This is a genomic window from Butyrivibrio sp. XPD2002 (assembly GCF_000423945.1).
Taxonomy (GTDB): Bacteria; Bacillota; Clostridia; order Lachnospirales; family Lachnospiraceae; genus Butyrivibrio.
Map to the genome: position 1 here is coordinate 44852 of NZ_AUIY01000004.1, position 24920 is coordinate 69771.

Sequence of the window (24920 nt, forward strand, 5' to 3'; positions counted from 1 at the left end):
ATGTCTAAAAAAGCTATCTTGCTTAAGGGGGTATTATGGCACGAAAAGAGGAACTTACTTACAAATCTAGAGACCGCGAAACTACTATTCATGCGATAAGATGGATTCCAGATGAAAAGCCTATTGCTATTCTGCAGATCATTCATGGTATGCAGGAGTATATTGACCGTTATGATGAATTTGCCAATTTTATGGCAAAGAACGGAATCATGGTAATCGGAAATGATCATCTGGGACACGGAGATTCAGTATCTACCAGAGTACCCTATGGATACTTCTGCAAGAATGATCCTGCCACAGTAATCTTAAGAGATGCTCACAGACTTAAGAAGATGACACAGGAAGAGTATCCCGGAATTCCGGTTATCCTTCTTGGACATAGCTTTGGTTCATTTGTAGCAAGAGAGTACCTTACAAGATATGGTACAGGTATTCAGGGTGCTATCATTCAGGGAACAGGATGGCAGAATCCCGGAACAATCAAGTCCGGTAAGACATTGTGTGCAATACTTGGTGCCTTCTTTGGTGAAAAGCATCGCTCCAATTTCATGAACAATATGGCATTCAAGGCATATAACAGCAGAATATCCAGTCCTAAGAGCAAATTTGACTGGCTTTCTCACAACGAAGAGAGTGTTAAGAAATACGAGAACGATCCCAAGGATAATTTCGTATTTACCATAAATGGTTTTGAGACACTTTTCGAGCTCCTTAACAGAGTTCAGGATACAGGTAAGATGGAAGATATTCCGAAGAAGCTTCCAATCCTCCTTACAGCAGGTAAGGAAGATCCTGTTGGTGAGTATGGCAAGAGTGTAGAGCATCTCTATGGAATCTGGAAGGATCAGATTGGCCTTCAGAATCTTGAGATCAAGCTTTATGAGGGAATGAGACATGAGCTTCAGCAGGAGATTGGCCGTGAGAAGGTATTTGCTGATCAGCTTGAATGGATCAAGAAGACAATAGGATGATAAAAAATCAATAATTGAAATGCATTTAACGCTCAAGCATGTTATAGTAGTGCTTGAGCGTTTTTTGTTAAGTGAGATAGAAAATCTATGATTTTCGTGATCGAACTTAGTTCTGGCGAGCGCTTTAGCGCGAGAGCAGAACTTCATTGTATTATAAGGAGTTATGTTATGGGTAAGATATTTGATTTAGACAGTCCTTTCATAAGAGCACTCAACAGAGTTGCAGATCTTATGATTTTGAATCTGGTTGTACTTTTGTTTGTTCTTATACCGTTCACAGGAGGAGCAGCTCTTACAGGTATGCACTATGTACTTCTGAAAATGGTAAGAAATGAAGAGACATACGTTGTAAAGGGATTTTGGAAGTCCTTTAAGCTTAATTTTAAGCAGGCCACAATTTTGTGGATAATCATCATGGTGCTTGCAGGTATTATCGGAGTTGATTTCCTTTGGGTTAGAGCCAATGCAGCAATGCTTCCTTCGATATATACATACATTATGCTGGGAATTGTGCTTATCCTTTATATGATTTCACTTTATATATTCCCGCTTCAGGCAAGATTCGAGAATCCTATCAAGAACACTCTGAAGAATGCATGTATGTTTTCAATTCTCGGTCTTCCCAGAACAGTAGGAATGGCAGCTGTTTCACTTATTCCGCTTCTGCTTCTGTATTTCTTCGATATCAGGATCGTACCGATACTCATCATGTTTGGTCTCACAGGTCCTGCTTATCTTATGGCTCTTATGTACAACGGACTTTTCAAGAAGTTTGAGCCCAAGGTTGCAGATACTGGCGATGAAGAAGTTCGCACAGATGATGACGATGAGGAGCTTCAGGCTGCAATAAAGCGTATGCAGGAAGCAAGAGATAAGAAGTAATATTGACAACATGCACACAAGAATTTATAAAATTTGTGCAAATATTCCTAAAGAATTTATAAACAAAAAATAAATAAGCAATACTTACAACGATTACCGAAATCTTTGTATAATAGTTGCATAGCCAAAGCAAATCGCTTTGGCTATACTTTTTATATCGTGAAAAACGATTTTGAGGGTACTCGGTATCCTATTTTGCCAGTTAAAAGAGGAGGAAAAGGAAATGGCAAGTTTAACACTTGAAAATGTATGCAAAGTTTATCCTAACGGTTTCGAAGCTGTTAAGAATTTCAATCTTGATATTCAGGACAAGGAGTTCATCATCTTCGTTGGACCTTCAGGATGTGGTAAGTCAACAACACTTCGTATGATCGCAGGTCTTGAAGATATTTCTTCAGGTACACTTAAGATCGGTGATCGCGTAGTTAACGATGTAGAGCCTAAGGACAGAGATATCGCAATGGTATTCCAGAACTACGCTCTGTATCCTCATATGACAGTATATGATAACATGGCATTCGGCCTTAAGCTTCGTAAGGTTCCGAAGGCTGAGATCGACAAGATGGTTAAGGATGCTGCTAAGATCCTTGATCTTACAAACCTTCTTGATCGTAAGCCGAAGGCTCTTTCCGGTGGTCAGAGACAGCGTGTTGCTATGGGTCGTGCTATCGTTCGTAATCCTAAGGTATTCCTTATGGATGAGCCTCTTTCAAACCTTGATGCTAAGCTCCGTGTACAGATGAGAACTGAGATCGCTAAGCTTCACCAGAGACTTGGTACCACAATCATCTACGTTACACATGACCAGACAGAGGCTATGACTCTTGGTACAAGAATCGTAGTTATGAAGGACGGTGTTGTTCAGCAGGTTGATACACCTCAGAACCTCTATGACAAGCCTTGCAACCTCTTCGTTGCAGGATTCATGGGATCACCTCAGATGAACTTCCTTGATGCTGAAGTAGAAGTATCTGGCGACAAGGCTTGCCTCAAGATCGCAGGTCAGTCAATCGAGCTTCCTCCGGCTAAGGCTAAGAAGGTTATCGAGGGTGGCTATGCTGGAAAGACAGTTACATTCGGTATCCGTCCTGAGGATGTTGATGATTCTGAGATGGTTGTTAGCACATCTAAGGCTGTATTTGAGTCAACAATCAACGTATACGAGCTTCTTGGTGCAGAAGTTTATCTGTACTTCGATCTTGCAGGCTTCCCTGTAACAGCACGAGTTGATTCTCGTACAACAGCTCGTCCTGGCGATAAGGTTAAGTTCGCATTCGACGTTGAGAAGATTCACGTATTCGACAAAGAGACAGAGAAGGTTATCACAAACTAAGCGACAAAGCAGGATATGCAAGAATAATAAAAAGAGTCCAGACGCATTTATGTGTCATGGACTCTTTCTTATTATTCTTATACACCGTGCAAACGGTGACAGGGAACGCGAAGCGTTCGCTGTATATCCGCTTTGTTGCAAACTATATTGATTTATTCTATGATTATGCATATAACATATCACGGAGGCAGGTTTTCATGATAACAGCACAGATTATTCAGAATAGTATTGATGAGCTTTCAGCTATAACAAGAGTGCAACTTAGTGTCATGGATTTAAAGGGAAGAGCAGTGGCTGCAACAGCTTCTGCGCCTGATTTTGACACAGACTTTGTTGCAAGTTTTGCAGAATCACCTGTAGAATCTCAGGTTATTAGCGGAGTACATCTTTTGAAAATATTGGATGAGGGCGAGCTTGTATATATCCTTCTTGCTTCAGGTCAGGGTGAGGATGCATACATGGTCGGCAAAATCTGCGTAAGTCAGCTGCAGAATCTTATTGTGGCCTACAAGGAAAAATATGACAGGAATAACTTTTTCCAGAACCTCCTTCTTGATAATCTGCTTCTTATCGATATTTACAATCGTGCGAAGAAGCTTAGAATAGACGTAAATGTTCCGAGAGTTATCATTCTCGTTGAGACAAGGGCTGAGAGAGACAGCGGCGCTGCTGAGCTTCTTGGAAGCATGTATACATCTCAGACAGGCGATTATGTTACAGCGGTTGATGAGTCCAGTGTTATCCTGATCAAGTCCCTTAAGTCAGGGGAGACCTATGAGGATATCGAGGGCATTGCCACAACTATTGTGGATATGATGAACACTGAGGCTATGCTTGATGTTCGTGTTTCCTACGGAACAATAGTTGGAGAGATCAAGGATCTTAGTAAATCCTACAAGGAAGCTAAGATGGCTCTTGATGTTGGCAAGATCTTCTATGCTGAAAAGCATGTTATCGCATATAACACATTGGGAATCGGAAGACTTATTTATCAGCTTCCCATCAGCCTTTGCAGAATATTCATCGACGAGATCTTCGGAGACCGCGAGGTACCGGAGAATCTGGATGAAGAAACTTTAAATACAATTAATAAATTCTTTGAGAATAACCTCAATGTGTCAGAGACTTCAAGACAGCTCTTTGTTCACAGAAATACACTTGTGTACAGAATTGAGAAGCTTGAGAAGGCTACAGGCCTTGATATCAGAACCTTTGATGAGGCGCTTACCTTTAAGATTGCGCTGATGGTTCTGAACTATATGAAATATGTGGATTCAAATAATTTTTAATTAAGCAATAAGATATTATGAGTAAATACCCCCAGTTAAATGTAAAGAGTGATGAAGAAAAGCTCGATGAAAAGTACATGAAAGCAGCGCTTAAACAGGCGCGAAAGGCAATAGAGCTTGGAGAGGTTCCCATCGGATGCGTTATCGTGTACGAGGGCAAGATCATCGGAAGAGGCTATAACCGCAGAAACACTGATAAGTCCGTTCTTTGCCACGCAGAGATAACAGCTATTAAAAAGGCATGCAAAAAGATGGGCGATTGGAGACTGGAGGAGTGCACTCTTTATGTGACATTGGAGCCCTGCCAGATGTGCGCCGGGGCTATTGTGCAGTCGAGAATCCCAAGGGTTGTTATGGGAGCTTCAAGTCCTAAGGCGGGATGTGGCGGAACAGTCTTAAATATCCTTGAGAATCCTGAGTTTAACCATCAGGTCGATGTTACAAGAGGCGTTCTGGAGAAGGACTGCAGCGATATCCTTAAGGAGTTTTTCACAGAGCTTCGAAAGAGAAATAAAGCAGAGAAGGAAGCGAGAAAGCTTGCCGAGGCTGCTGAAGAACAAAATTCATAATTTTAGAGAGTAATATATTTTGAAGACAGGGCAGGAAAAGCTTGATTTGAAAACATGCATTATATGTCCAAGGAAGTGCGGCGTGGACAGGACTAAGGGGCAGCTTGGCTATTGCAGGCAGCCTGCGCACCTCACTGCGGCAAGGGCATATCTCCACGCCTGGGAGGAACCCTGCATTTCCGGGGAGAAGGGCTCAGGCACGGTGTTCTTTTCAGGCTGTAATATGCACTGTGTCTTTTGCCAGAACTCAGAGATCGCATTGGGAGATGTTTCAAAACAGATTCCGCAGGAACGATTATCTGAGATTTTTTTTGAACTTCAGGAAAAGGGTGCTTCGAATATCAATCTGGTTACGCCCACGCATTTTGTTCCATTAATTATTCCTGCGCTGGAGAATGCCAGGAATCAGGGGCTTTCCATTCCTGTAGTTTATAACACAAGTGCCTATGAAAATGTGGATACACTTAAGGCGCTTGAGGGTTTGATAGACATTTATCTTCCGGACTGTAAGTACTACTCCGAGGAGCTTTCCTTAAGATATAGCAATGCGCCAGGTTATTTTGAGACCTCCATCGCGGCGATTGATGAGATGCTGAGGCAGGTTGGAGTGCCGAAGTTCTTTGCGAATAGGCCAATAGGAGCAAACGCTTACAATTTATTAATGGAAGAGTCAGAGGATGATTATGAGGGACCTCTGATGAAGAGCGGAGTAATAATAAGGCACCTTATGCTTCCGGGACAACTAGCAGATTCCAAGAAAATCGTTAAAGAGCTCCTTCATAGATATGGAGATAAGGTGTATCTTAGCATAATGAATCAGTTCACTCCCCATGGAGATCTGACAGGATACCCCGAGCTGTTAAAGGGAGTTAATCCCGATGATTACGATGAGCTTATAGATTATGCAATAGAGCTTGGACTTGAAAATGGATTTTTCCAGGGCGAAGGAACGGATGCTGAGAGCTTTATTCCTGCCTTTGATTTTGAAGGTCTGTAGAAGATAGAAGAAAAAGATGAAAACTACAAGCGCGGAGAGGTTGACAATATGCCCTCTTCTGCGTATCATAAACAAATGACGGTCTTGTGATGGGTACACGCTCGTGTGGGATCGGGTCTTATGCAATGATAGCCTGCGAACCGTGTCAGGTCGGGAACGAAGCAGCACTAAGCGGAATCTCTCATGTGTTGTAAGGTAGCCTGGTTTCACCTTGCGTGTGTCCTTCACAGGACCGTTTTAATTTCTTATTTAGCACACCAGTACATATTTCTGAATTCTGTGGGTGTGCATCCCTTTATAATTTTGAACATTCTTATAAATGATGACAGAGAAGGAAAACCGCAATTTAATGCAACGTCAGTAACTGAGTTGCGGGGATCCATAAGGTATGTCTCTGCCTTGGCAATGCGCTTCTGATTTACATATTTATAGAAGGAGACATTGGTGAACTGCTTAAATCTCCTTGAAAAATAGAACTTACTAAAGCCGCTTCTGTCAGCAATCTCATCAAGACTAAGATCCTCTGAGCAGTGCTCCTGCAGATAGTCACAGATCTCAATGAATTTCTCGAAGTATTCATCGCCTCTTGAATACTCGGAAGGATCACCGTTACTTCTTGTGCTCACATAGTTCTTGCCGATGCAGGAGAGGAACTCAAGGAGCTTACAGAAAATATCAACCTCTGAAAAAGCGTTGTTCTTTTTATAAATCTCATTGATCTCCAGCAAAATGGAACGGGCATGACTGTGAATCTCGGGGTAATCCTCGGGAGTTACTACAATATAAGGGGACATGAGATTAATAAGGCTCTCAACCTCACTCATGAATCTGAGCTCAGTGGTATCGGGCTGGAAGATGATTCTCTTTCCAACCTCAGGGGCCTTGATGGTGTGAATACAACCGGGGCAGATGATTATGATGTCACCCTCCCTAAGCACTACGTCCTCGCCTGCGCAGTTTAAGTAGTAGGGATTCATGGTGGGCATGATGATCTCAATGGCTGCGTGCCAGTGCGGAGGATAGTCCTCGTATTCGTCGTTATCGTAGAGCTTTATGGATGTGCTCTGCTTAAAGTTTACAGTTTCAACCAATCCGTTTAATGTCTCTATCATATGGTATTACTCCATTTTCTTGAAAAACCGGTCATTAGTAGTAGTTACAAAGCTGTCTATTGGTTTCTCAATTATTGCGTTAGCAATAATTGGTTAGTATAGCAAATATTCTATTACAAAAAAGTGCTCTTTTAACTATCAAATATTGCTCTTCGATAATTAATTATTGCGGATTAAAAAGAGAATATTAGGTCAAAATGCCTTGATATGTACGAAGATGCGGTAATAATTTGACATACAGAGCAAAAATACATCACAACAGTAGGCAATATTTAATAATGAAGTAACAAGTATTGAAAAGAAAAGAATATATTTCTTGTGGTATCTTTATATCACTTGAAATGACGAGAGGAGACGCAATGAGCAAAGAAAGAGAGCCCTTAGTTACACATATTTTCACAGCCGATCCGTCGGCCCATGTTTTCGATGGAAGAATATACGTATATCCATCACATGATCTTCCCCATGACGGAGAGGACAATGACAACGGCGATGAGTACCAGATGGAGGACTATCATATCCTTTCAATGGATAAACTCGGGGGCGAGGTTACAGACCACGGAGTGGCTCTCAGCATGCATGATGTGCCCTGGGTGAGAGATCAGATGTGGGCACCTGACGCTGTAAATACAAATGGAAAGTACTATCTTGTTTTCCCGGCAAGAGATAAGGAAGGGAACTTCAGACTTGGCATTGCTGAAAGTGATAAGCCCGAAGGACCCTTCAAGCCAGAGGAGAATTGTATAGAGGGAAGTTTCAGTATAGATCCATGCTCCTTTAAAGATGACGATGGCAAGATTTATGTATACTTCGGCGGACTCTGGGGTGGTCAGCTTGAAAAGTACAGAACCGGCGAGTTTGATCCTAACGGAACAGAGCCTGCAAAGGATGAGCCTGCAGTATGTCCTAAGGTTGCGCTTATGAATCCTGATATGAAGTCCTTTGCTGAAGTACCGAGAGATGTGAAGATTCTCGATGAGAATGGAAATGAGCTTCTTGCAGGTGACGAGGACCGCAGATATTTTGAGGATCCCTGGACATATAAGTACAATGGAAAATATTATTTTTCATATTCAACAGGAACAACACACTATCTGTGCTATGCAGAGAGCGATAATCCGTACGGCCCCTTCACCTATAAGGGAAGAATCATGGAGCCTGTAATCGGCTGGACAACACATCACTCAATCCTTGAGATCGAGGGAGAGTGGTATCTGTTCTACCATGACTGCGAACTGTCTAGCGGTGTTAACCACCGCCGCTGCGTAAAGTATACAAAGCTTAATATTGCAGAGGATGGTACAATCGAGACAATTCATCCTTATGACCATAAATAAAAGGAAACCCGCGAGTATTTGATACCCGCGGGTTTGTTACATTAATTTTCTACGTTTGTCATATCAAGACCGCTCATCTGATCAAGAAGCTTCATCTTTGTATCGTAAAGTCTCTTGGACAAATCTACGTGAACCTCATGAGGATTGAAGAGACGTCTTGTTTCCTCCCAAAGAGTATCCTGCTCCTTTAAGCAATAATCTCTGATTTCCATAGTCTTGGGTGAAGTGTATACACATTCGCCGTTCTTGAAGATAGGAACCATGATCTCGCGAAGAGTGAAGGATCCTGCAGGAAGAAGTGTTTTCTTCCAGGGCTCAAGGGGATCGAAGAGAAGGAGCTGCTTATCCTCTGTAAAGGTCTCGTTCTCGAGGCAGATAAGATCAGCCTTGATCTTGCCGCTGGCCTTTTCATAAACTCTGTAGATCTTCTTGTTGCCGGGGTTGGTAACCTTCTCAGAATTCTCTGAGAGCTTGATCTTGGGGATGAACTCGCCGTCCTCACCCTTGATTGCTGCAAGCTTGTAAACACCGCCAAATGACGGATTGTCCTTAGCTGTGATGAGGTGAGTACCAACACCCCAGGAAGTGATTGCTGCGCCCTGTGTCTTAAGTGATGAAATAAGATATTCATCAAGGTCGTTGGAAGCAGAGATAACAGCATCCGGGAAGCCTGCGTCATCAAGCATCTTTCTTGCTTTCTTGGAAAGGTAAGCAAGGTCACCGCTATCAAGACGGATGCCATAGAAGGAAAGGTCGATGCCCTCTTCCTTCATCTCTTTGAATACTCTGATAGCATTCGGCACACCTGAATTTAATGTGTCATAGGTATCTACAAGAAGGATGCAGGCTGAAGGATAAAGCTTTGCGTATGTCTTAAATGCTGTATATTCATCAGGAAAGCTCATGATCCAGCTGTGAGCGTGCGTTCCCTTAACAGGTATATCAAAAAGCTGACCGCAGAGAACGTTACTTGTTCCAACACATCCACCGATAACAGCAGCTCTTGCGCCGTAGGTTCCTGCGTCAGGTCCCTGTGCACGTCTTAAGCCGAATTCCATTATTCCATCGCCCTGGGCTGCATAGCAGATACGTGCTGCCTTTGTGGCAATAAGTGACTGGTGATTGATGATGTTAAGAATAGCTGTCTCTACAAGCTGTGCTTCCATGATAGGAGCGATAACCTTTACGAGTGGCTCGCGGGGGAATATAAGTGTTCCCTCAGGAATTGAATAGATATCGCCACTGAATTTGAAGTCCTTCAGATAATCAAGGAAATCCTCGTCGAAGATACCGATACTTCTGAGGTAATCAATGTCTTCCTTATCGAAGTGCAGCTCCTTGATGTACTGGATAAGCTGCTCTAAGCCTGCCATTATGGAATAGCCGCCGCCGAAGGGGTTATTTCTGAAAAAAGCATCAAAGATAACAGTTTCGTTCTGAGACTTGTTCTTGAAGTAACCCTGCATCATTGTCAGCTCGTACAGGTCGGTTAATAGTGTGAGATTTTGTCTGTCCATAATAATACCCTCGTTTATATAGTTTTTTACGATAAACCTTATGTAACATAATACCACAATTATGGAAAAGTGAACGATTAAGATAAGAGCTTGTCAAATTGTAAAAATCATAAGGGTGTAAAGTGCCAAAAGATACAAATTAAAGATGCGGAAGAAGTGGGCGCTATCATTGTTTTTTGCGAAATCTTATTATAAAATGGTAACGATACGAAGTCAGGCGAATGTATTCTTGCATTTCCAAGGCCTGGCTTTGGTTAGAGTCATAATTATAATTAATTCATAATGGATGAAAAAATATGGGAGATTACGACAAAATTTACAATGCGAGCAGTCGCATATTAAAGGAAGTTGAGAAAGCCGTTGAGACCGGCAACTATAATAATCTGAGCAGTTCGCTCAAAGTATCAATAGAGGATGCGGTTAAAGCTGCAAAGGCAAACCCGTCAAAGAATTTTAGCGGAAAAGCTTCAACTGTAAAAACCGTACATTATGCAGGTGCAGGAAGAAGAACACCGTTCTTTACAAGAACCGTTGGATATAATACCGGAATGGGAAAAGCTGTTTTTGGAATTATCGGCGCGTCCTTCTGGGGAGTGGCAGCACTTGGAGCTCTTATTGATGCGAGCTTTGCAGCAGGTATCGTATTCCTTGCAATAACAGCGGTGTGCGGACTTCTTATTAAAGCAGGCTCTGATGAGAAGAAGCTTGCCAGAACATTCAATAAATATGGAAAGATACTTGGAAATGCCGAGTATTTTGCAATAAGCGATCTTGCCATAGCAGCGGGAGAACGTTCTGAGACAGTTCTGGATAATATTAAGAAGATGATCAAGAAGGATTACCTTCCCACAGCAAGAATCGATAACGCTGAGACAACAGTAATGCTGTCAGAGCGTGCTTTTGCTCAGTACATCAAGGCTGAGAAGGCAAGACAGGACAGAGAGTTTGCAGAGAACCAGAATAAGCTTAATGCTGCGGCAGCTGCAAACAATAACCAGGCATTCCAGGCTGAGAGCACAGCTAATGTTGCTGATGCTCGTGCAAGAGCAGTTATTAATGAAGGAAATGCTTACATCGCTTCAATTCAGAGACTTAATGATGCTATTCCCGGCGATGAGATGTCAGCCAAGATTTACAAGCTTGAAGGCATCATGAGGAAGATCTTTACTCAGGTTGAGAAGGATCCCGGATGTGCGGAGGATCTTAAGAAGTTTATGGAGTATTACCTTCCTACAACCACAAAGCTTTTGCAGGCTTATGCTGATCTTGATAAGCAGCCTGAGGTTGGAAGCAATATCACGCAGACCAAGAAAGAGATTGAGGATGCGATTGATGTTATAAATGAAGCTTTTGAAAATCTTCTGGACAGCCTGTTCCAGGATATGGCATGGGATATTTCCTCTGACATATCTGTCATGAAAACAATGATGGCTCAGGACGGACTTACAGATGATGCTTTGACACAGATTCAGAACGGACAGATGCAGGGCTTTGAGGGCGGCGCTTACCAGACAGCTCCCGGAGGTCAGGCTATGGCTCAGGCAGCTGAGCAGACCACTGAAGATGGCAAGGTTCAGCTTAAGTTCTGATAAGAGGATAAAAGCCTAAAATTACTAAAATAATTACAGTCGTAAATGTATGTTTTTTGGAACATTTTGAAAAGAAAAAAGGAGTTGGAGGAATTAAAATGGGAGACGAGTTTAAAGAGTTTGAGAATTCAGCACCGACATTATCATTCGATGCACCTGTTGCGGAGGCTGAAGCACCGGCTGCAGCAGCTGTGGCACAGCAGCAGACACCTGAGGCAGCAGCCAAGGAAGCACAGCTTTCTGAAGAAGAGATGAAGCAGATCGATGCTTTTGTAGATCAGATCGATATCACCAATTCACAGGGAATCATGAACTACGGAGCAGGAACTCAGAAGAAGATGGCAGACTTTTCAGAGAAGGCCATTGATAATGTTCGCACTAAGGATATGGGACAGGTCGGAGACATGATCTCAGGACTTGTTACAGAGCTTAAGAACTTTGAGGTCGAGGAAGATGAGAAGGGTCTCAAAGCTCTTTTCAAGAAGAGTGCCAACAAGGTTACTGCATTAAAGGCAAGATATACAAGCGTTGAGAAGAACGTTGAGACAATCAGCAACGAGCTGGAGAGACATCAGATGCAGCTCATGAAGGATGTAGCAACTCTCGACAATATGTACAAGCTTAATCTCAACTATTATAAAGAGCTCTCAATGTACATCATTGCAGGTAAGAAGAAGCTCGAGCAGGTTAGAGCAAACGAGCTTGTTGAGGCTCAGAAGAAGGCAGAGCAGTCAGGACTTCCTGAGGATGCTCAGGCAGCTAAGGATATGGCAGCTCTTTGCGACAGATTTGAGAAGAAGATCTATGACCTTGAGCTTACACGTACAATTGCTATGCAGACAGGTCCTCAGATCCGTATGGTTCAGAGTGCAGACACAGCCATGGCTGAGAAGATCCAGTCAACAATCGTTAACACTATTCCTCTTTGGAAAAACCAGATGGTTATCGCCATTGGTATCGAACATTCAGCACAGGCAGCTAAGGCAGAGAGAGAGGTTAATGACATGACAAACGCACTTCTTAAGAAGAATGCCGACATGCTCAAGGTAGCTTCAGTAGAGGCTGCGAGAGAGTCCGAGCGCGGCATCGTAGATATGGAGACTCTTAAGCACACAAACGAGACTCTGATCTCAACACTTGATGAGGTTATGAAGATACAGACAGAGGGTAAGGAAAGAAGAAAGAACGCAGAGGCTGAGCTTTCACAGATCGAGACACAGCTCCGTGAGAAGCTCCTTCAGGCAGCTAAAAACTAATATTGGAAGGGTAGAGTAAAATGGAACAGAAAATGAAAGACGCCGTAATTAAGGGGTTCGAGGAGCAGTATGGAAAAAACGAGAATGTAAAGGCATATTTTGCTCCGGGTCGTGTTAACCTTATCGGAGAGCATACTGATTACAACGGCGGACATGTTTTCCCCTGCGCACTTACTATTGGTACTTATGGTGCTGCAGCAAAGAGAAACGACAGAAAAATGCGTTTCTTCTCAATGAATTTTGATAATGCAAAAATAATCGAGGCTTCTCTGGATGACTTTGAAGCATCAAGAAATCCGGGATGGACATCCTATCCTGTAGGCGTGGTTTGGGCTTTCGAGCAGAGAGGCTTCAAGCTTGATACAGGCTTCGATATGGTAGTTTACGGAAATATCCCGAATGGTTCAGGACTTTCATCTTCAGCTTCCCTTGAGGTTCTGACAGGTTTCATTTTAAGAGACCTTTACGGATTTGATGTTACCAATCAGGATCTTGCCCTTATCGGACAGTATTCTGAGAACAACTTCAACGGTTGTAACTGCGGAATCATGGATCAGTTTGCCGTTGCTATGGGTAAGGAAGGAAATGCTATTTTCCTTGATACTGCGGACCTTTCATTCGAGTATGCACCGATAAAGCTGGATGGTGCAAAGATCATAATCAGTAACACCAATAAAAAGCATAAGCTTACAGATTCTGCATATAATGACAGAAGAAGTGCATGTGAGAAGGCTCTTGAAGAGCTCCAGACAGTAGTTGATATTAAGGGACTTGGAGATCTTACAGAGGAAGAGTTCGAAGCTCACAAGGATGTTATCAAGGATGACGACAGACGCCGTAAGGCTAAGCATGCTGTGTATGAGAACCAGCGTACAATCGAGGCTGTAGCTGCACTTAAGGAAGGTAACCTTGAGAAGTTTGGAGAGCTTATGAAGCAGTCCCACATCTCACTTCGTGATGATTATGATGTAACAGGCGTAGAGCTTGATACTCTTGCTGAGGAAGCATGGAAGATTCCCGGAGTTATCGGATCAAGAATGACCGGTGGCGGATTCGGAGGATGCACAGTTTCTATCGTTAAGGATGAGGCTGTTGAAGAATTCAAGGAAAAGGTTGGAAAGGCTTATCGGGATAAGATCGGCTACGACGCAACCTTCTACACTGTTTCAATAGGTCAGGGACCGACAGTATTATAACTAAATGAACAAAACTCCCATCGCCTGATGGGAGTTTTTATATGTATGATTATGAAGTCTGTTTCTGAAGCTCGTTTTCACCAAGGTACTCGTTTAATGTATAAACGATGTTGTCCTTACTGAGTGAATTCAGGGACTCAGCTATAGGAAGAATGCTTCTTATCTTATTTTTTAATTCAAAGTCGTTGAGCTCCAGCTTGTTTTTGTACAGATCACAAAGGAGTCTGTAGGAGGCTGTAACATCAGACTTGGTTGAGATTGCGAACTCAAGCACAGACACAGCTTCCTTATAAAAACCGGCGTCGCTAAGTTCGGCAGCCCATTTCTGGAGCATGGTCACCAGAGTGGTGTAGTTCTGATCATAGGTTGTGAGAAGCGTAATGTTTGGCGCTCCGTATTCAAGCTTTAAATCTGTGTTGGTGATGCCTGTAAAGTTTACAATTTTCTGATCCTTAAGACGAAGGATGTTCTTTTCACAAAAATCGATCTCGGCGTTGTCCGGGACAAGTCCAAAGGGAAGGTCATCAACAGGCACGGCAATATAGTCCAGAGAGTCAAGGCTTTTTCTTCTGGTGCTGTTGGCTTTAAGCTCCTTAGCCCAGAAGTTTTCCTCGTCTTTACGGGCCTTAGCATTGCTCCTTCGTATGGCAAAGTTGGTGATAAGAACAATCATGATAAAACTTGTAAAAACAGGTAATCTCATTTATAATATCCTTTCAGAAAATGAGGAGTAAAATTTATGTTTAAATTTTTTAATTCCGGTAAAAACAGAAAGATCATTTCTGCGGTTATTATCATAGTGTTGATACTTGCAATGGTAGTTCCGCTTGCAAGCAGTCTTTCATTTTGATTATATAACACCGGTATTTGCCAGAAAAGTGGCGAAATGGAGAAGTTTATGAAAAAATTTATGTTTCTTTGTCTGATGGCGCTTACGCTTGCACTTGTTCTTCCGGCAAGCATAGCAGAGGCTGCTTCAGATACTATTCATCAAGGCGTTTTTATTGGTGATGTTGATGTTTCTGGCATGACAACTGCGCAGGCAACTGATGCTGTAAATCAGTACATTGAGCAGCTGCGAGCAAAGAACGTAACCCTGAAAGGTATGGAGGATAGCCAGACTGTTCAGAAGACTATGGCTGACTTGGGACTTGGATGGGCAAATACTGAAGTGGTTGATGAGGCCTATGCTCTTTGCAGAGAGGGTAACATCATTAAGCGCTACAAGGCTATGAAGGATTTGGAGCACAGCACTAAGAGGTTCAACATTGAGTATTCTTTCAATGATGATGCTATTTTCCAGATTCTTGACGTTGATTGTGCACCTTTCAATGCGTCAAAGGAAAATTACACACTTACAAAGACAGACTCCGGATTTGTGGTTTCTGACGGACAGACCGGATATATTCTGGATGAACAGACATCCCTTACAAAGATTAAGGACTATGTTCAGAACGAATGGGATCACCAGGATTGCACTATTCAGGTGGCTATAGATGAGGATGAGCCCCTTGGAAGCTATGATCAGCTCAGCAAGGTGGGCGACGTTCTTGGAACCTTCACTACAAGCTACTCAACTTCAGGCGCTGCCAGAAGTGCTAACGTGGCAAATGGTTGTAAGCTTATCAATGGAACAACCCTCTATCCCGGAGAAGAGTTCTCAGTACTTAGTGCCATAACACCTTTTACAGAGGCCAACGGATATTTCCCTGCAGGCTCCTACCTCAACGGAATAGTAGTTGAGAGTGTAGGTGGTGGTATCTGCCAGGTTTCTACAACACTTTACAATGCAGTTCTTAAGGCAGAGCTCGAGGTCACAGAGAGGCATAATCACTCCATGATCATCAGCTATGTTGAGCCTTCAATGGACGCTGCTATTGCTGAAAATGGTGGAAAGAACTTCAAGTTCGTTAACAACACAGAGTATCCTATCTATATAGAAGGTTCTACTACTAGTGACAAGCATATAACCTTTACAATTTACGGTGTGGAGACAAGACCTGCAGGACATAAGGTTGAGTTTAAGAGCGAGGTTCTTGAGACAACACCTGCGGGAGCAGATCAGATCGTTACTGATGGTGCATCTCCTATTGGATCAATAAATACACAGTCTGCACATATAGGCTACAAGGCTCAGCTGTGGAAGATCACATACGAAAACGGCGCTGAGACCAGCAAGGAAGTTGTAAATTCAAGTACCTACAAGATGGTTCCCAGGATCATAACCGTAGGAACAGCTACATCTGACCCTGTTGCTGCATCTCAGATTGCAACAGCAATTGCTACAGGTGATATCAACCAGATCAAGGCAGTTGCAGGAGCTATTGCAGCAGTTCAGCAGGCAGCAGCTCAGGGGGGAGATGTAGAAGCTGCACAGGCAGCGGCTGCAGCACAGGCAGCATCAGCTGAAGCTCAGCTTCAGTCACAGAACGCTGACACTGCACCTGCAGAGAATCAGGGTGAAGCCCCTGCAGAACAGCCGGCACCTACACCTGAACCGACACCTGCACCAGCACCGGCTGAGGGCGATACACCTGCACCGATAGATCCGGTACCGGAAGAAGTACCTGCACCTATTGACCCTGCTGAGTAAACAGACGGAGCAAGTTAATATATGAGAATCGGAAAAGTAACTGAGAGCGTACTTAAACGCTCAGTACTAAAGATAATTAAAAGCGATTCTATAAAGGAAAGCGCAGCTGCTAAATCAGACTGCGCTTCTTCTATAGATGAAAGCGGAGAAAAGCTGCTGTCCTCTGTCGCCACCTTTGCGGTTAATTCGGAGGATGCAGGTTACTACGCTCTTCACAATGCAGCAAATAATATATTCTGCGCGGGTGGAAAGCCAATAATGGCAGTTATAAGCATATTGCTGCCTGCGGAGGCCGAAGAAGCAGAGCTTAAGAATATAATGAGAAGCGCCGTAAGTGCTGCCAATGACCTTGGAATAGCTATTGATGGCGGACATACAGAGGTCAGTGATGCGGTAAAAAGACCTGTTATTACAGTCACAGTGACAGGAAAAGAAATACTTCCCATAGCAATCCCGAAAGCAAAAGCTAAATCCGGTATGGATATAGTCATGACAAAGTGGGTGGCGGTAGAAGGAACTGCGATCCTTGCAAAGGAAAAGGCATTAGAGCTTAAGGACAGACTTCCTGACTACATGATAAGACAGGCGCAGGATTTTAAAGAGCTCATATCCGTAAAAGAGGATTCTGAAATCGCTATAAACGCAGGAGCAGCCTATCTTCATGACGTCTCAATGGGCGGAATATTCGCAGCTCTTTGGGATATAGCTGAGAGAGCGGGCTGCGGTATGGAGGTTGACCTTAAGAAGATTCCCATAAGACAGGAGACTGTTGAGATAACCAATAATCTTGGTGTTAATCCCTATCAGCTGGTTTCAGGAGGAGCACTTCTTTTAATAGCTTCTGATGGTGATGCGGTAGTAAGGACTCTTGAGGATAAGGGAATTAGTGCCTGTGTGATAGGTATTACGACTGATAAAAATGACCGTATCATCAGAAATGAAGATGAAACAAGATACCTTGATAAGCCTCAGGCAGATGAACTGGTGAGATTTATGGTATAATAAATGGAATATTGCTAATTAGTAGAAAGTTGGAGGAGAAGATAATGGTAAACAGAGAAGAATTACTTCGCACAATTGACAAGAACAGCCGTATAGGTGTTTCTGAGCTGGCCGTACTTTTAGGCGAGCCGGAGATAGACGTCGCGAATGAGCTTCGAGCGCTTGAAGACGAAGGGATTATCTGTGGTTACCATACAATGATCGACTGGTCTAAGACTTCTATCGACAAGGTAATGGCTCTTATCGAGGTTAAGGTTACACCTCAGAGAGGCATCGGCTTTGATTCTATTGCTGAGCGTATCTACAAGTATCCCGAAGTAACTAGTGTATATCTTATGTCAGGCGGTTTTGACCTCATGGTTATGCTTGAGGGAAAAACTCTTAAGGAGGTTGCAAGCTTTGTTACAAACAAGCTCTCTCCGCTTGATACGGTTCTTAGCTGCTCTACACACTTCATTTTGCAGAAGTACAAGGAGCACGGAACCATTCTGACAAAAAAATATGATGATACAAGGGAGATTATTACGCCATGAGGAATCCGCTTTCAGATAAAATTGTAGACATAAAGCCCTCGGGAATACGTAAGTTTTTCGATGTTGTAAAAACTATCGACGGCGCTATATCCCTCGGTGTTGGTGAGCCTGACTTCGATACACCGTGGCATATTCGTGATGAGGGTATTTACTCACTTGAAAAGGGTCGCACCTTTTATACATCCAATTCAGGACTGGCTGAGCTCAAGAGTGAGATCTGTAATTATTTAAAGAGAAAACAGAATACAGTATATGAACCAGGCAAACAGGTACTTGTTACAGTCGGTGGTTCAGAGGCTATTGACCTTGCTATAAGAGCAATGATAAACCCCGGAGAAGAGGTTCTTATTCCGCAGCCAAGCTACGTATCCTATGAGCCCTGTGCAATTTTGGCAGGAGCAAAGCCTGTGATCATAGAGCTCAAAGAGGAAAATGAATTCAGACTTACCGCTCAGGAAATTCTGGATAATGTAACGGATAAGACAAAGCTTCTTGTCCTTCCTTTTCCTAACAATCCTACCGGTGCCATCATGGAGAGGTCTGATCTCGAGGCTATAGCAAAGGTAATAATCGAGAAGGATCTCTATGTAATATCCGATGAGATTTACAGCGAGCTCACATATACAGACAAGCACGTTTCAATCGTTGAAATACCCGGAATGTATGAGAGAACTATCCTGATTAACGGATTCTCCAAGTCCTACGCAATGACAGGTTGGAGACTTGGCTATGCCTGTGGACCGGAGATCATCATTGAGCAGATGATCAAGATCCATCAGTTCGCTATCATGTGTGCTCCTACAACCAGCCAGTATGCTGCAGTTGAGGCGCTTAAGAACGGCGACGATGACGTTAAGATGATGAGGGATCAGTACAATCACAGAAGAAGGTATCTGGTTCATGAGCTCAGGGATATGGGACTTCCCTGCTTTGAGCCCTTTGGAGCTTTCTATATTTTCCCTTGCATCAAGAAGTTTGGCATGAGCAGTGATGAGTTTGCCACAAGACTTCTTCAGGAGGAGAAGCTTGCTGTTGTGCCCGGAACTGCATTTGGAGACTGCGGCGAAGGCTTCCTTAGAATTTCCTATGCGTATTCTCTTGATGACCTCAAGAAGGCAATGGAAAGACTTAGAAGATTCATTGGGAAACTCGAGAAAGAATAATATCAGAGGCATTTATGGAAGATAAAAAGAACAGTTCTGAAGACGAAAGACTGGATCCTGAAAAGAGTCCTATAGCCAGGGCTGATTTTATGCGGGAAAAAATAAAGCAGCGCCCCATAAATAAGAAAAAGCTTCTTAGAAGAACTCTTATAACCGTGACAATGGCCGTTGTTTTTGGTGCTGTGGCGTGCCTTACCTTTGTTTTTCTCTCGCCCGTTATAAACAATAAACTGTATCCGGAGGAATCTCCCGCGCCTATCGATCTGACAGAGGAGACGGTAAAGGATGAGATGCAGCCGGAGGACATGTATGCAGACGACAATGCAATTGCCGCAGAGGCAGCAAGCGTTGCCATCGACATGGCGTCCTCAGAGATATCAAGGATGCAGGAGGAGATGAGTTCCTATCATTTTGACTCCTCAGACTATATCGAGATGTATGCGTCTCTTAAGACAGTGGCTACCAATACTTCAAAGAGTATAGTTACTGTGACCTCCAGGACATCTGATACCAACTGGATCAGCAATCCTTACGAGAGTGAAGGACGTACTTCCGGAGTCATCGTTGCTGACAACGGCGCTGAGTACCTGATACTCACCCAGACCTCGGCAATAGATGATGCGGAATCAATACAGGTTACTTTTTTTGATGGAAGCACTACCAGTGCTTATCTTAAGATGAGCGACAAGGTGACAGGGCTTAGTATTCTTGCGGTCAAAAACAGGATCGTTGATGACACCACAAGAGAAAACATCAAGGCAGCGCCTCTTGGAAGCTCAAGCTCAGGCATAGTGACAGGTACACCTGTAATCGCTATCGGAAGTCCTACCGGAGTGCAGGGCTCTATATGCTATGGCTTTGTCACTTCTGATAATTCCGCTCTTGATCTGCCGGATTCAAAGTATATGATGCTCACAACTGACATGAGTGCCGCAACCAATGCCAGCGGAGCCATCATCAACCTTGCAGGTTCTGTTGTGGGATTTATCGACATGAACTACAACAATGCAAATATGCCTAACACACTCTGTGCTATCGGAATAACCGAGCTCAGAGCGCTTATAGAGGACCTTTCCAATGAAAAGGCAAGACCCTTCCTTGGAATTTACGGTCAGACTGTGCCAGAGGAGCTCACAGATGGTGAGACAATCACCGGTGGAGTTTATATAACAAGAACTGATATTGACTCTCCTGCCATGCTTGCAGGAGTTCAAAGCGGTGATATCATAACCGCAATAAATGAAGAACCAATAGAGGGATATGAAGCATTCATCTCAAGACTGCGCACTATAAAGCCCGGTGAAGAGGTTCACATGTCACTTATGAGGCAGGCAGCAGAAGGCTATGTGGACCTTACAATAGACATTACCGCAGGAAGTGCGACAGTAAGCGGAGAGTAATAGATACCCTCACCGCCCTAAGGGGCTAGAATAGGAGTTATAAATGAAATTTATCAAGGATTTAAATTCAGGGGACAGAGTAGCAGACATATATTTTTGTAAACACATTCAGGCTGCTACTACAAAAAACGGAAAGACATATTATTCCGTAACCCTTCAGGATAAGACAGGAACAATAGATGCCAAGGTATGGGAGCCCAACAGTGAGGGAATAGATGACTTCGATTCTCTTGACTATATCGATGTATATGGCGAAGTTACAAGCTTTATGAACGCTCTTCAGGTAAACATAAAAAGAGCACGCCGCTGTCACGAGGGAGAGTATGATGAGTCCCTCTATTTACCTGTATCTTCCAAGAATAACGATGAGATGTATAAAGAGCTTATGGGCATCATCAACACAGTTGGCAATAAGTATTTAAAGGCTCTTCTCAACGCTCTTTTTGTAGAGGATGAAGCATTTATCAAGTCCTTCCGTAAGTCATCTGCTGCAAAGTCTGTTCACCACGGCTTTGTTGGAGGCCTTCTTGAGCACACACTCAGTGTTACCAAGATGTGCGATTATTTTTCAAAGGCATATCCTGCCCTCAACAGAGACCTTCTTATAACTGCAGCAATCTGTCATGACATAGGAAAAACACGTGAGCTTTCACTTTTCCCTACAAATGATTACACAGACGAGGGACAGTTCCTCGGACATATCGTGATGGGTAGCGAGATGGTTGCTGAAAAGATCAGAGATATCAGCGATTTCCCCGTACTCTTAAAGCAGGAGCTCCAGCACTGCATCCTGTCTCATCACGGAAAATATGAGTATGGCTCACCCAAGATGCCTGCAATAATAGAGGCTTTGGCCCTTCACCTTGCAGACAACACGGACGCCAAGCTCGAGACATTTACTGAGATACTAAATAACACAAATGAAGTAGGTTGGCTCGGATTTAACAGACTAATGGAGAGCAACCTTTTTGATACCAGGGTTGAATCGTAATGAATGAAAAAGTTTTACACGTACTTGAGTACGATAAGATTATCGAGCAGCTCTCAGAACACGCTTCTTCAGAACCTGGAAAGAGAATGTGCAGAGAACTTCTGCCGTCCTCAGATATCCGCGAGATTCAGAGAAACTTAAAGAAGACTGAGGCTGCTATTTCAAGGATTTTTAAAAAGGGCTCGGTGTCCTTTGGAAGTAACAGGGACATATCGGGCTACCTTAAGGCGCTGAAGATCGGAAGCTCTTTGGATGCGCCGCAGCTCCTTAACATAGCAAGCTTTTTGGACAATGTTAACAGAGTAAAAAGCTACGGAAGATCAGATAAGGAAGATGACGCAAGGGACGTTCTTACTGACTTCTTCGATGGGCTTGAGCCCCTTACGCCGGTTGCTGCTGAGATAAGACGTTGCATTATTTCAGAGGATGAGATATCCTCTGATGCCAGCCCCACGCTCAGACACATAAGGCGAGACATTCAGATAACAGGCGACAGAATCCATGACCAGCTGGGCAAAATGGTAAATGGTTCCCTGCGCTCATACCTTCAGGAAGCGGTTGTCACCATGAGAGGTGACAGGTACTGCATCCCGGTAAAGGCTGAGTACAAGAGCCAGATAAGTGGAATCGTCCACGACCAGTCATCTACAGGCTCTACACTTTTCATTGAGCCTGCTGTTATCGTTGAACTAAATAACAAGCTTCGTGAGCTCGCAGGAATGGAGAAGGCAGAGATAGACGTTATCCTTGCCCGCATTTCCGAGGAGGTTGGAAGCTATCTCACAGCACTGTCTGATGACGCTAAGATCATGACAGAGCTTGACTTTGTGTTTGCGAAGGCATCTCTTGCCCTTACGCAGAATGCAATCACTCCGATTTTCAATGAGGAGCATTATTTCAACATCATAAAGGGAAGACACCCTCTTCTTGATAAGAAGAAAGCAGTGCCGATCGATGTCTATGCCGGCAAGGACTTTGACATGGTAATCATCACAGGTCCCAACACCGGTGGTAAGACAGTAACTCTGAAAACTGTGGGACTTCTCACACTGATGGGACAGGCAGGACTTGCCATCCCCGCAGGAGACAGGTCAGAGCTTTCAGTATTTAAGGAGATTTACGCTGACATAGGTGATGAGCAGAGTATTGAGCAGAGTCTCTCAACCTTTTCATCACACATGACTAACACGGTGCAGATTCTTGAGAATGCTGATGAGAATTCACTCTGTCTTTTCGATGAGCTTGGTGCCGGAACTGACCCCACTGAGGGTGCAGCTCTTGCAATATCAATTCTTAATCACCTGCATGAACGCGGAATCAGAACCATGGCTACAACCCACTACAGCGAGCTCAAGGTTTACGCCCTTACTACTGAGGGAATCCAGAACGCCAGCTGTGAGTTTGACGTGGAATCACTAAGACCCACCTACAGACTCCTTATCGGTGTTCCCGGAAAAAGTAATGCCTTTGCGATATCCAAGAGACTTGGACTTTCTCAGGAGATCATCGATGCTGCGGGCGAGCAGATAAGCCAGGATAACCGCAAGTTTGAGGATCTTCTCACAGACCTTGAAAACAGCAGGGTTACAATTGAGAATGAGCGCCTCGAGATAGAGAGATACCGCAAGGAAGTCGAGAAGCTTAAGGAAGAACTCCAGGGCAAGCAGATTAAGCTTGATGAATCCAAGGAGAAGATTCTTCGCGAAGCCCATGAGGAGGCAAGGGCAATTCTGCAGGAGGCCAAGGACGCAGCAGATGATACCATCCGCACAATGCGTAAGGCCGAAGCAGGAATTCCCATGCAGGATCTTGAGAGAGCCCGCCAGAGCGTAAACAAGAAGATCTCTGATAAGAATCAGAAGCTTTCAATAAAGAATAAACCTTCTACCGCAAACCATAAGAAGCTTAAGCCCACACAGATACACCTTGGAGATGCAGTAAGAATCATATCCATGGGAATGAAGGGAACCATAAGCTCCAAGCCCGATAAAGATGGGAATGTTATGGTCCAGTGTGGTATTATGAAATCAAGAGCACACATAGATGATCTTGAACTCATCAAGGAAGAGAATGGCAAGGAACAGATGAAGAAGTTCTACGGACAGCACAAGATGGATCTGTCCGGTGCAAGGAACATCAGAACTGAGCTTAATCTTATCGGATTAAACAGTGCCGATGCCATTGCAGAGCTGGATAAATACTTGGACAGCGCTTATGTTTCGCATCTTCCGTCAGTCAGAATTGTTCACGGCAAGGGCTCAGGTATCCTGAGACAGGTTGTACACGATCATCTGAAGGCAGCGCCCTATGTTAAGTCATTTAAGCTTGGGGAATTTGGCGAAGGTGACTCGGGCGTTACTATCGTGACATTTATAAAGTAAAAATGTTTATAAAGTAGATGAGGGAGTTATGGTAGCAAAACAGAAAATATTAATCGTAGATGATGACAGCAACATCGCAGAGCTTATTTCGCTCTATCTCGTAAAAGAGTGCTTTGACACACTTATTGTTGGAGATGGAGAGTCTGCACTGGCTGCATTTGATACATTCGCACCTAATCTTGTACTTCTGGATCTGATGCTTCCAGGAATTGACGGATATCAGGTCTGCAGAGAGCTTAGGACCAAGTCACAGACCCCAATAATCATGCTTTCCGCAAAGGGAGAAGTCTTTGATAAGGTATTGGGGCTTGAGATGGGCGCCGATGATTACATGGAAAAGCCCTTTGATTCAAAGGAGCTTGTAGCCAGAGTAAAGGCTGTACTTAGAAGATATAAGCCTGTTGTTGTGGAGCAGGAAGCCTCTGACGATAAGGTGGTTAAATATCAGGATCTTGAGATCAACATGACTAATTACTCAGTTAATTATCAGGGCTCAAGAATCGATATGCCTCCGAAGGAGCTGGAGCTTTTGTACTTCCTTGCTTCTTCACCCAACAGAGTATTCACAAGAGAGCAGCTTCTTGATCAGATCTGGGGCTATGAATACGTGGGTGATACCAGAACCGTTGACGTGCATATCAAGCGTCTTCGCGAGAAGATCAAGGATCACGATACCTGGCGCATCGCCACAATCTGGGGAATTGGATACAAATTTGAGGTGTCATAAATAATTAAACGGAATCCTTTACTGCGATAGTGCAGCGGAGTGGTTCCGTTTTTTATCTGCAAATTTTAGATGTGATTTCTTA

The 24920-nt window shown here is 43.6% G+C and carries 21 protein-coding genes and 1 other RNA gene; 19 read left to right on the forward strand and 3 right to left on the reverse strand.

The annotated features are described in order from the left end of the window. Positions 1-35 precede the first annotated feature (35 nt). The 7 genes from G587_RS0103175 to ffs all read left to right on the forward strand — a co-directional run bounded on the left by G587_RS0103175 (position 36) and on the right by ffs (position 6250). On the forward strand, positions 36-971 hold the full coding sequence (locus G587_RS0103175; protein WP_026491059.1) for an alpha/beta fold hydrolase: 936 nt from the start codon (positions 36-38) through the stop codon (positions 969-971). A gap of 168 nt (positions 972-1139) precedes the next feature. After that, positions 1140-1853 carry a YesL family protein gene (locus tag G587_RS21185; RefSeq protein ID WP_051200644.1) on the forward strand — a complete coding sequence of 238 codons (714 nt, stop codon included), beginning with the start codon at positions 1140-1142 and terminating at the stop codon, positions 1851-1853. A 223-nt stretch (positions 1854-2076) separates the two neighbouring features. Next, complete coding sequence (locus G587_RS0103185; protein ID WP_026491060.1) at positions 2077-3186, forward strand: ABC transporter ATP-binding protein; 1110 nt, start codon at positions 2077-2079, stop codon at positions 3184-3186. A gap of 197 nt (positions 3187-3383) precedes the next feature. Further along, complete coding sequence (locus G587_RS0103190; protein WP_026491061.1) at positions 3384-4475, forward strand: PucR family transcriptional regulator; 1092 nt, start codon at positions 3384-3386, stop codon at positions 4473-4475. 17 nt (positions 4476-4492) lie between these two features. Then, positions 4493-5044: a tRNA adenosine(34) deaminase TadA gene (gene tadA / locus G587_RS0103195; protein ID WP_026491062.1), complete on the forward strand. Its 552-nt coding sequence runs from the start codon at positions 4493-4495 to the stop codon at positions 5042-5044. A gap of 19 nt (positions 5045-5063) precedes the next feature. Further along, positions 5064-6041 (forward strand): radical SAM protein, encoded by a 978-nt coding sequence (locus G587_RS0103200; protein WP_242830025.1) that lies wholly within the window; start codon positions 5064-5066, stop codon positions 6039-6041. Positions 6042-6150: 109 nt separating this feature from the next. Continuing rightward, positions 6151-6250: signal recognition particle sRNA small type (gene ffs / locus G587_RS24975), an RNA gene on the forward strand. A gap of 36 nt (positions 6251-6286) precedes the next feature. On the opposite strand, the gene G587_RS0103205 is transcribed toward ffs, so the two are convergent. Next, complete coding sequence (locus G587_RS0103205; protein ID WP_026491064.1) at positions 6287-7153, reverse strand: helix-turn-helix domain-containing protein; 867 nt, start codon at positions 7151-7153, stop codon at positions 6287-6289. Between the two features lie 359 nt (positions 7154-7512). Here G587_RS0103205 and G587_RS0103210 point away from each other — a divergent pair, with 359 nt between their 5' ends. Next, complete coding sequence (locus tag G587_RS0103210) at positions 7513-8490, forward strand: glycoside hydrolase family 43 protein (protein ID WP_035785610.1); 978 nt, start codon at positions 7513-7515, stop codon at positions 8488-8490. Positions 8491-8531: 41 nt separating this feature from the next. On the opposite strand, the gene G587_RS0103215 is transcribed toward G587_RS0103210, so the two are convergent. Then, the gene (locus G587_RS0103215) at positions 8532-10007 is read right to left on the reverse strand and encodes a nicotinate phosphoribosyltransferase (RefSeq protein WP_026491066.1); all 1476 of its coding nucleotides are present in this window, start codon (positions 10005-10007) and stop codon (positions 8532-8534) included. A 296-nt stretch (positions 10008-10303) separates the two neighbouring features. Between G587_RS0103215 and G587_RS21190 the strand changes: the two genes are divergently transcribed. From G587_RS21190 to G587_RS0103230, 3 genes are all read left to right on the forward strand, one after another. Continuing rightward, the gene (locus tag G587_RS21190) at positions 10304-11596 is read left to right on the forward strand and encodes a 5-bromo-4-chloroindolyl phosphate hydrolysis family protein (protein ID WP_051200647.1); all 1293 of its coding nucleotides are present in this window, start codon (positions 10304-10306) and stop codon (positions 11594-11596) included. Between the two features lie 98 nt (positions 11597-11694). Beyond that, positions 11695-12852 (forward strand): toxic anion resistance protein, encoded by a 1158-nt coding sequence (locus G587_RS0103225; protein ID WP_026491067.1) that lies wholly within the window; start codon positions 11695-11697, stop codon positions 12850-12852. 32 nt (positions 12853-12884) lie between these two features. Next, entirely contained in the window at positions 12885-14048 is a 1164-nt protein-coding gene (locus G587_RS0103230; protein WP_026491068.1) for a galactokinase, read from the forward strand. Positions 14049-14097: 49 nt separating this feature from the next. On the opposite strand, the gene G587_RS0103235 is transcribed toward G587_RS0103230, so the two are convergent. Further along, positions 14098-14751, reverse strand: a complete 654-nt coding sequence (locus tag G587_RS0103235) for a hypothetical protein (RefSeq protein WP_026491069.1) — start codon at positions 14749-14751, stop codon at positions 14098-14100. A gap of 195 nt (positions 14752-14946) precedes the next feature. On the opposite strand from G587_RS0103235, the gene G587_RS21195 reads away from it, so the two are divergent. The 8 genes from G587_RS21195 to G587_RS0103280 are packed head-to-tail and all read left to right on the forward strand — an operon-like array spanning position 14947 to position 24838. Beyond that, complete coding sequence (locus tag G587_RS21195) at positions 14947-16641, forward strand: VanW family protein (RefSeq protein ID WP_081673380.1); 1695 nt, start codon at positions 14947-14949, stop codon at positions 16639-16641. A 21-nt stretch (positions 16642-16662) separates the two neighbouring features. Beyond that, the gene (locus tag G587_RS0103250) at positions 16663-17643 is read left to right on the forward strand and encodes an AIR synthase related protein (protein WP_026491070.1); all 981 of its coding nucleotides are present in this window, start codon (positions 16663-16665) and stop codon (positions 17641-17643) included. A 44-nt stretch (positions 17644-17687) separates the two neighbouring features. Then, positions 17688-18176, forward strand: coding sequence for an Lrp/AsnC family transcriptional regulator (locus G587_RS0103255; protein WP_035785613.1), 489 nt, complete (start codon positions 17688-17690; stop codon positions 18174-18176). Then, positions 18173-19339 carry a pyridoxal phosphate-dependent aminotransferase gene (locus G587_RS0103260; protein WP_026491072.1) on the forward strand — a complete coding sequence of 389 codons (1167 nt, stop codon included), beginning with the start codon at positions 18173-18175 and terminating at the stop codon, positions 19337-19339. Before G587_RS0103255 ends, G587_RS0103260 begins: the two co-directional genes overlap by 4 nt. 14 nt (positions 19340-19353) lie before the next feature. Continuing rightward, the gene (locus tag G587_RS0103265; protein ID WP_035785615.1) at positions 19354-20739 is read left to right on the forward strand and encodes a S1C family serine protease; all 1386 of its coding nucleotides are present in this window, start codon (positions 19354-19356) and stop codon (positions 20737-20739) included. Positions 20740-20782: 43 nt separating this feature from the next. Further along, complete coding sequence (locus G587_RS0103270; protein ID WP_026491074.1) at positions 20783-21730, forward strand: 3'-5' exoribonuclease YhaM family protein; 948 nt, start codon at positions 20783-20785, stop codon at positions 21728-21730. Next, positions 21730-24111, forward strand: a complete 2382-nt coding sequence (locus G587_RS0103275; protein WP_026491075.1) for an endonuclease MutS2 — start codon at positions 21730-21732, stop codon at positions 24109-24111. The genes G587_RS0103270 and G587_RS0103275 overlap by 1 nt, the downstream gene beginning before the upstream one ends. 28 nt (positions 24112-24139) lie before the next feature. Then, the gene (locus G587_RS0103280; protein ID WP_026491076.1) at positions 24140-24838 is read left to right on the forward strand and encodes a response regulator transcription factor; all 699 of its coding nucleotides are present in this window, start codon (positions 24140-24142) and stop codon (positions 24836-24838) included. Positions 24839-24920 lie beyond the last annotated feature (82 nt).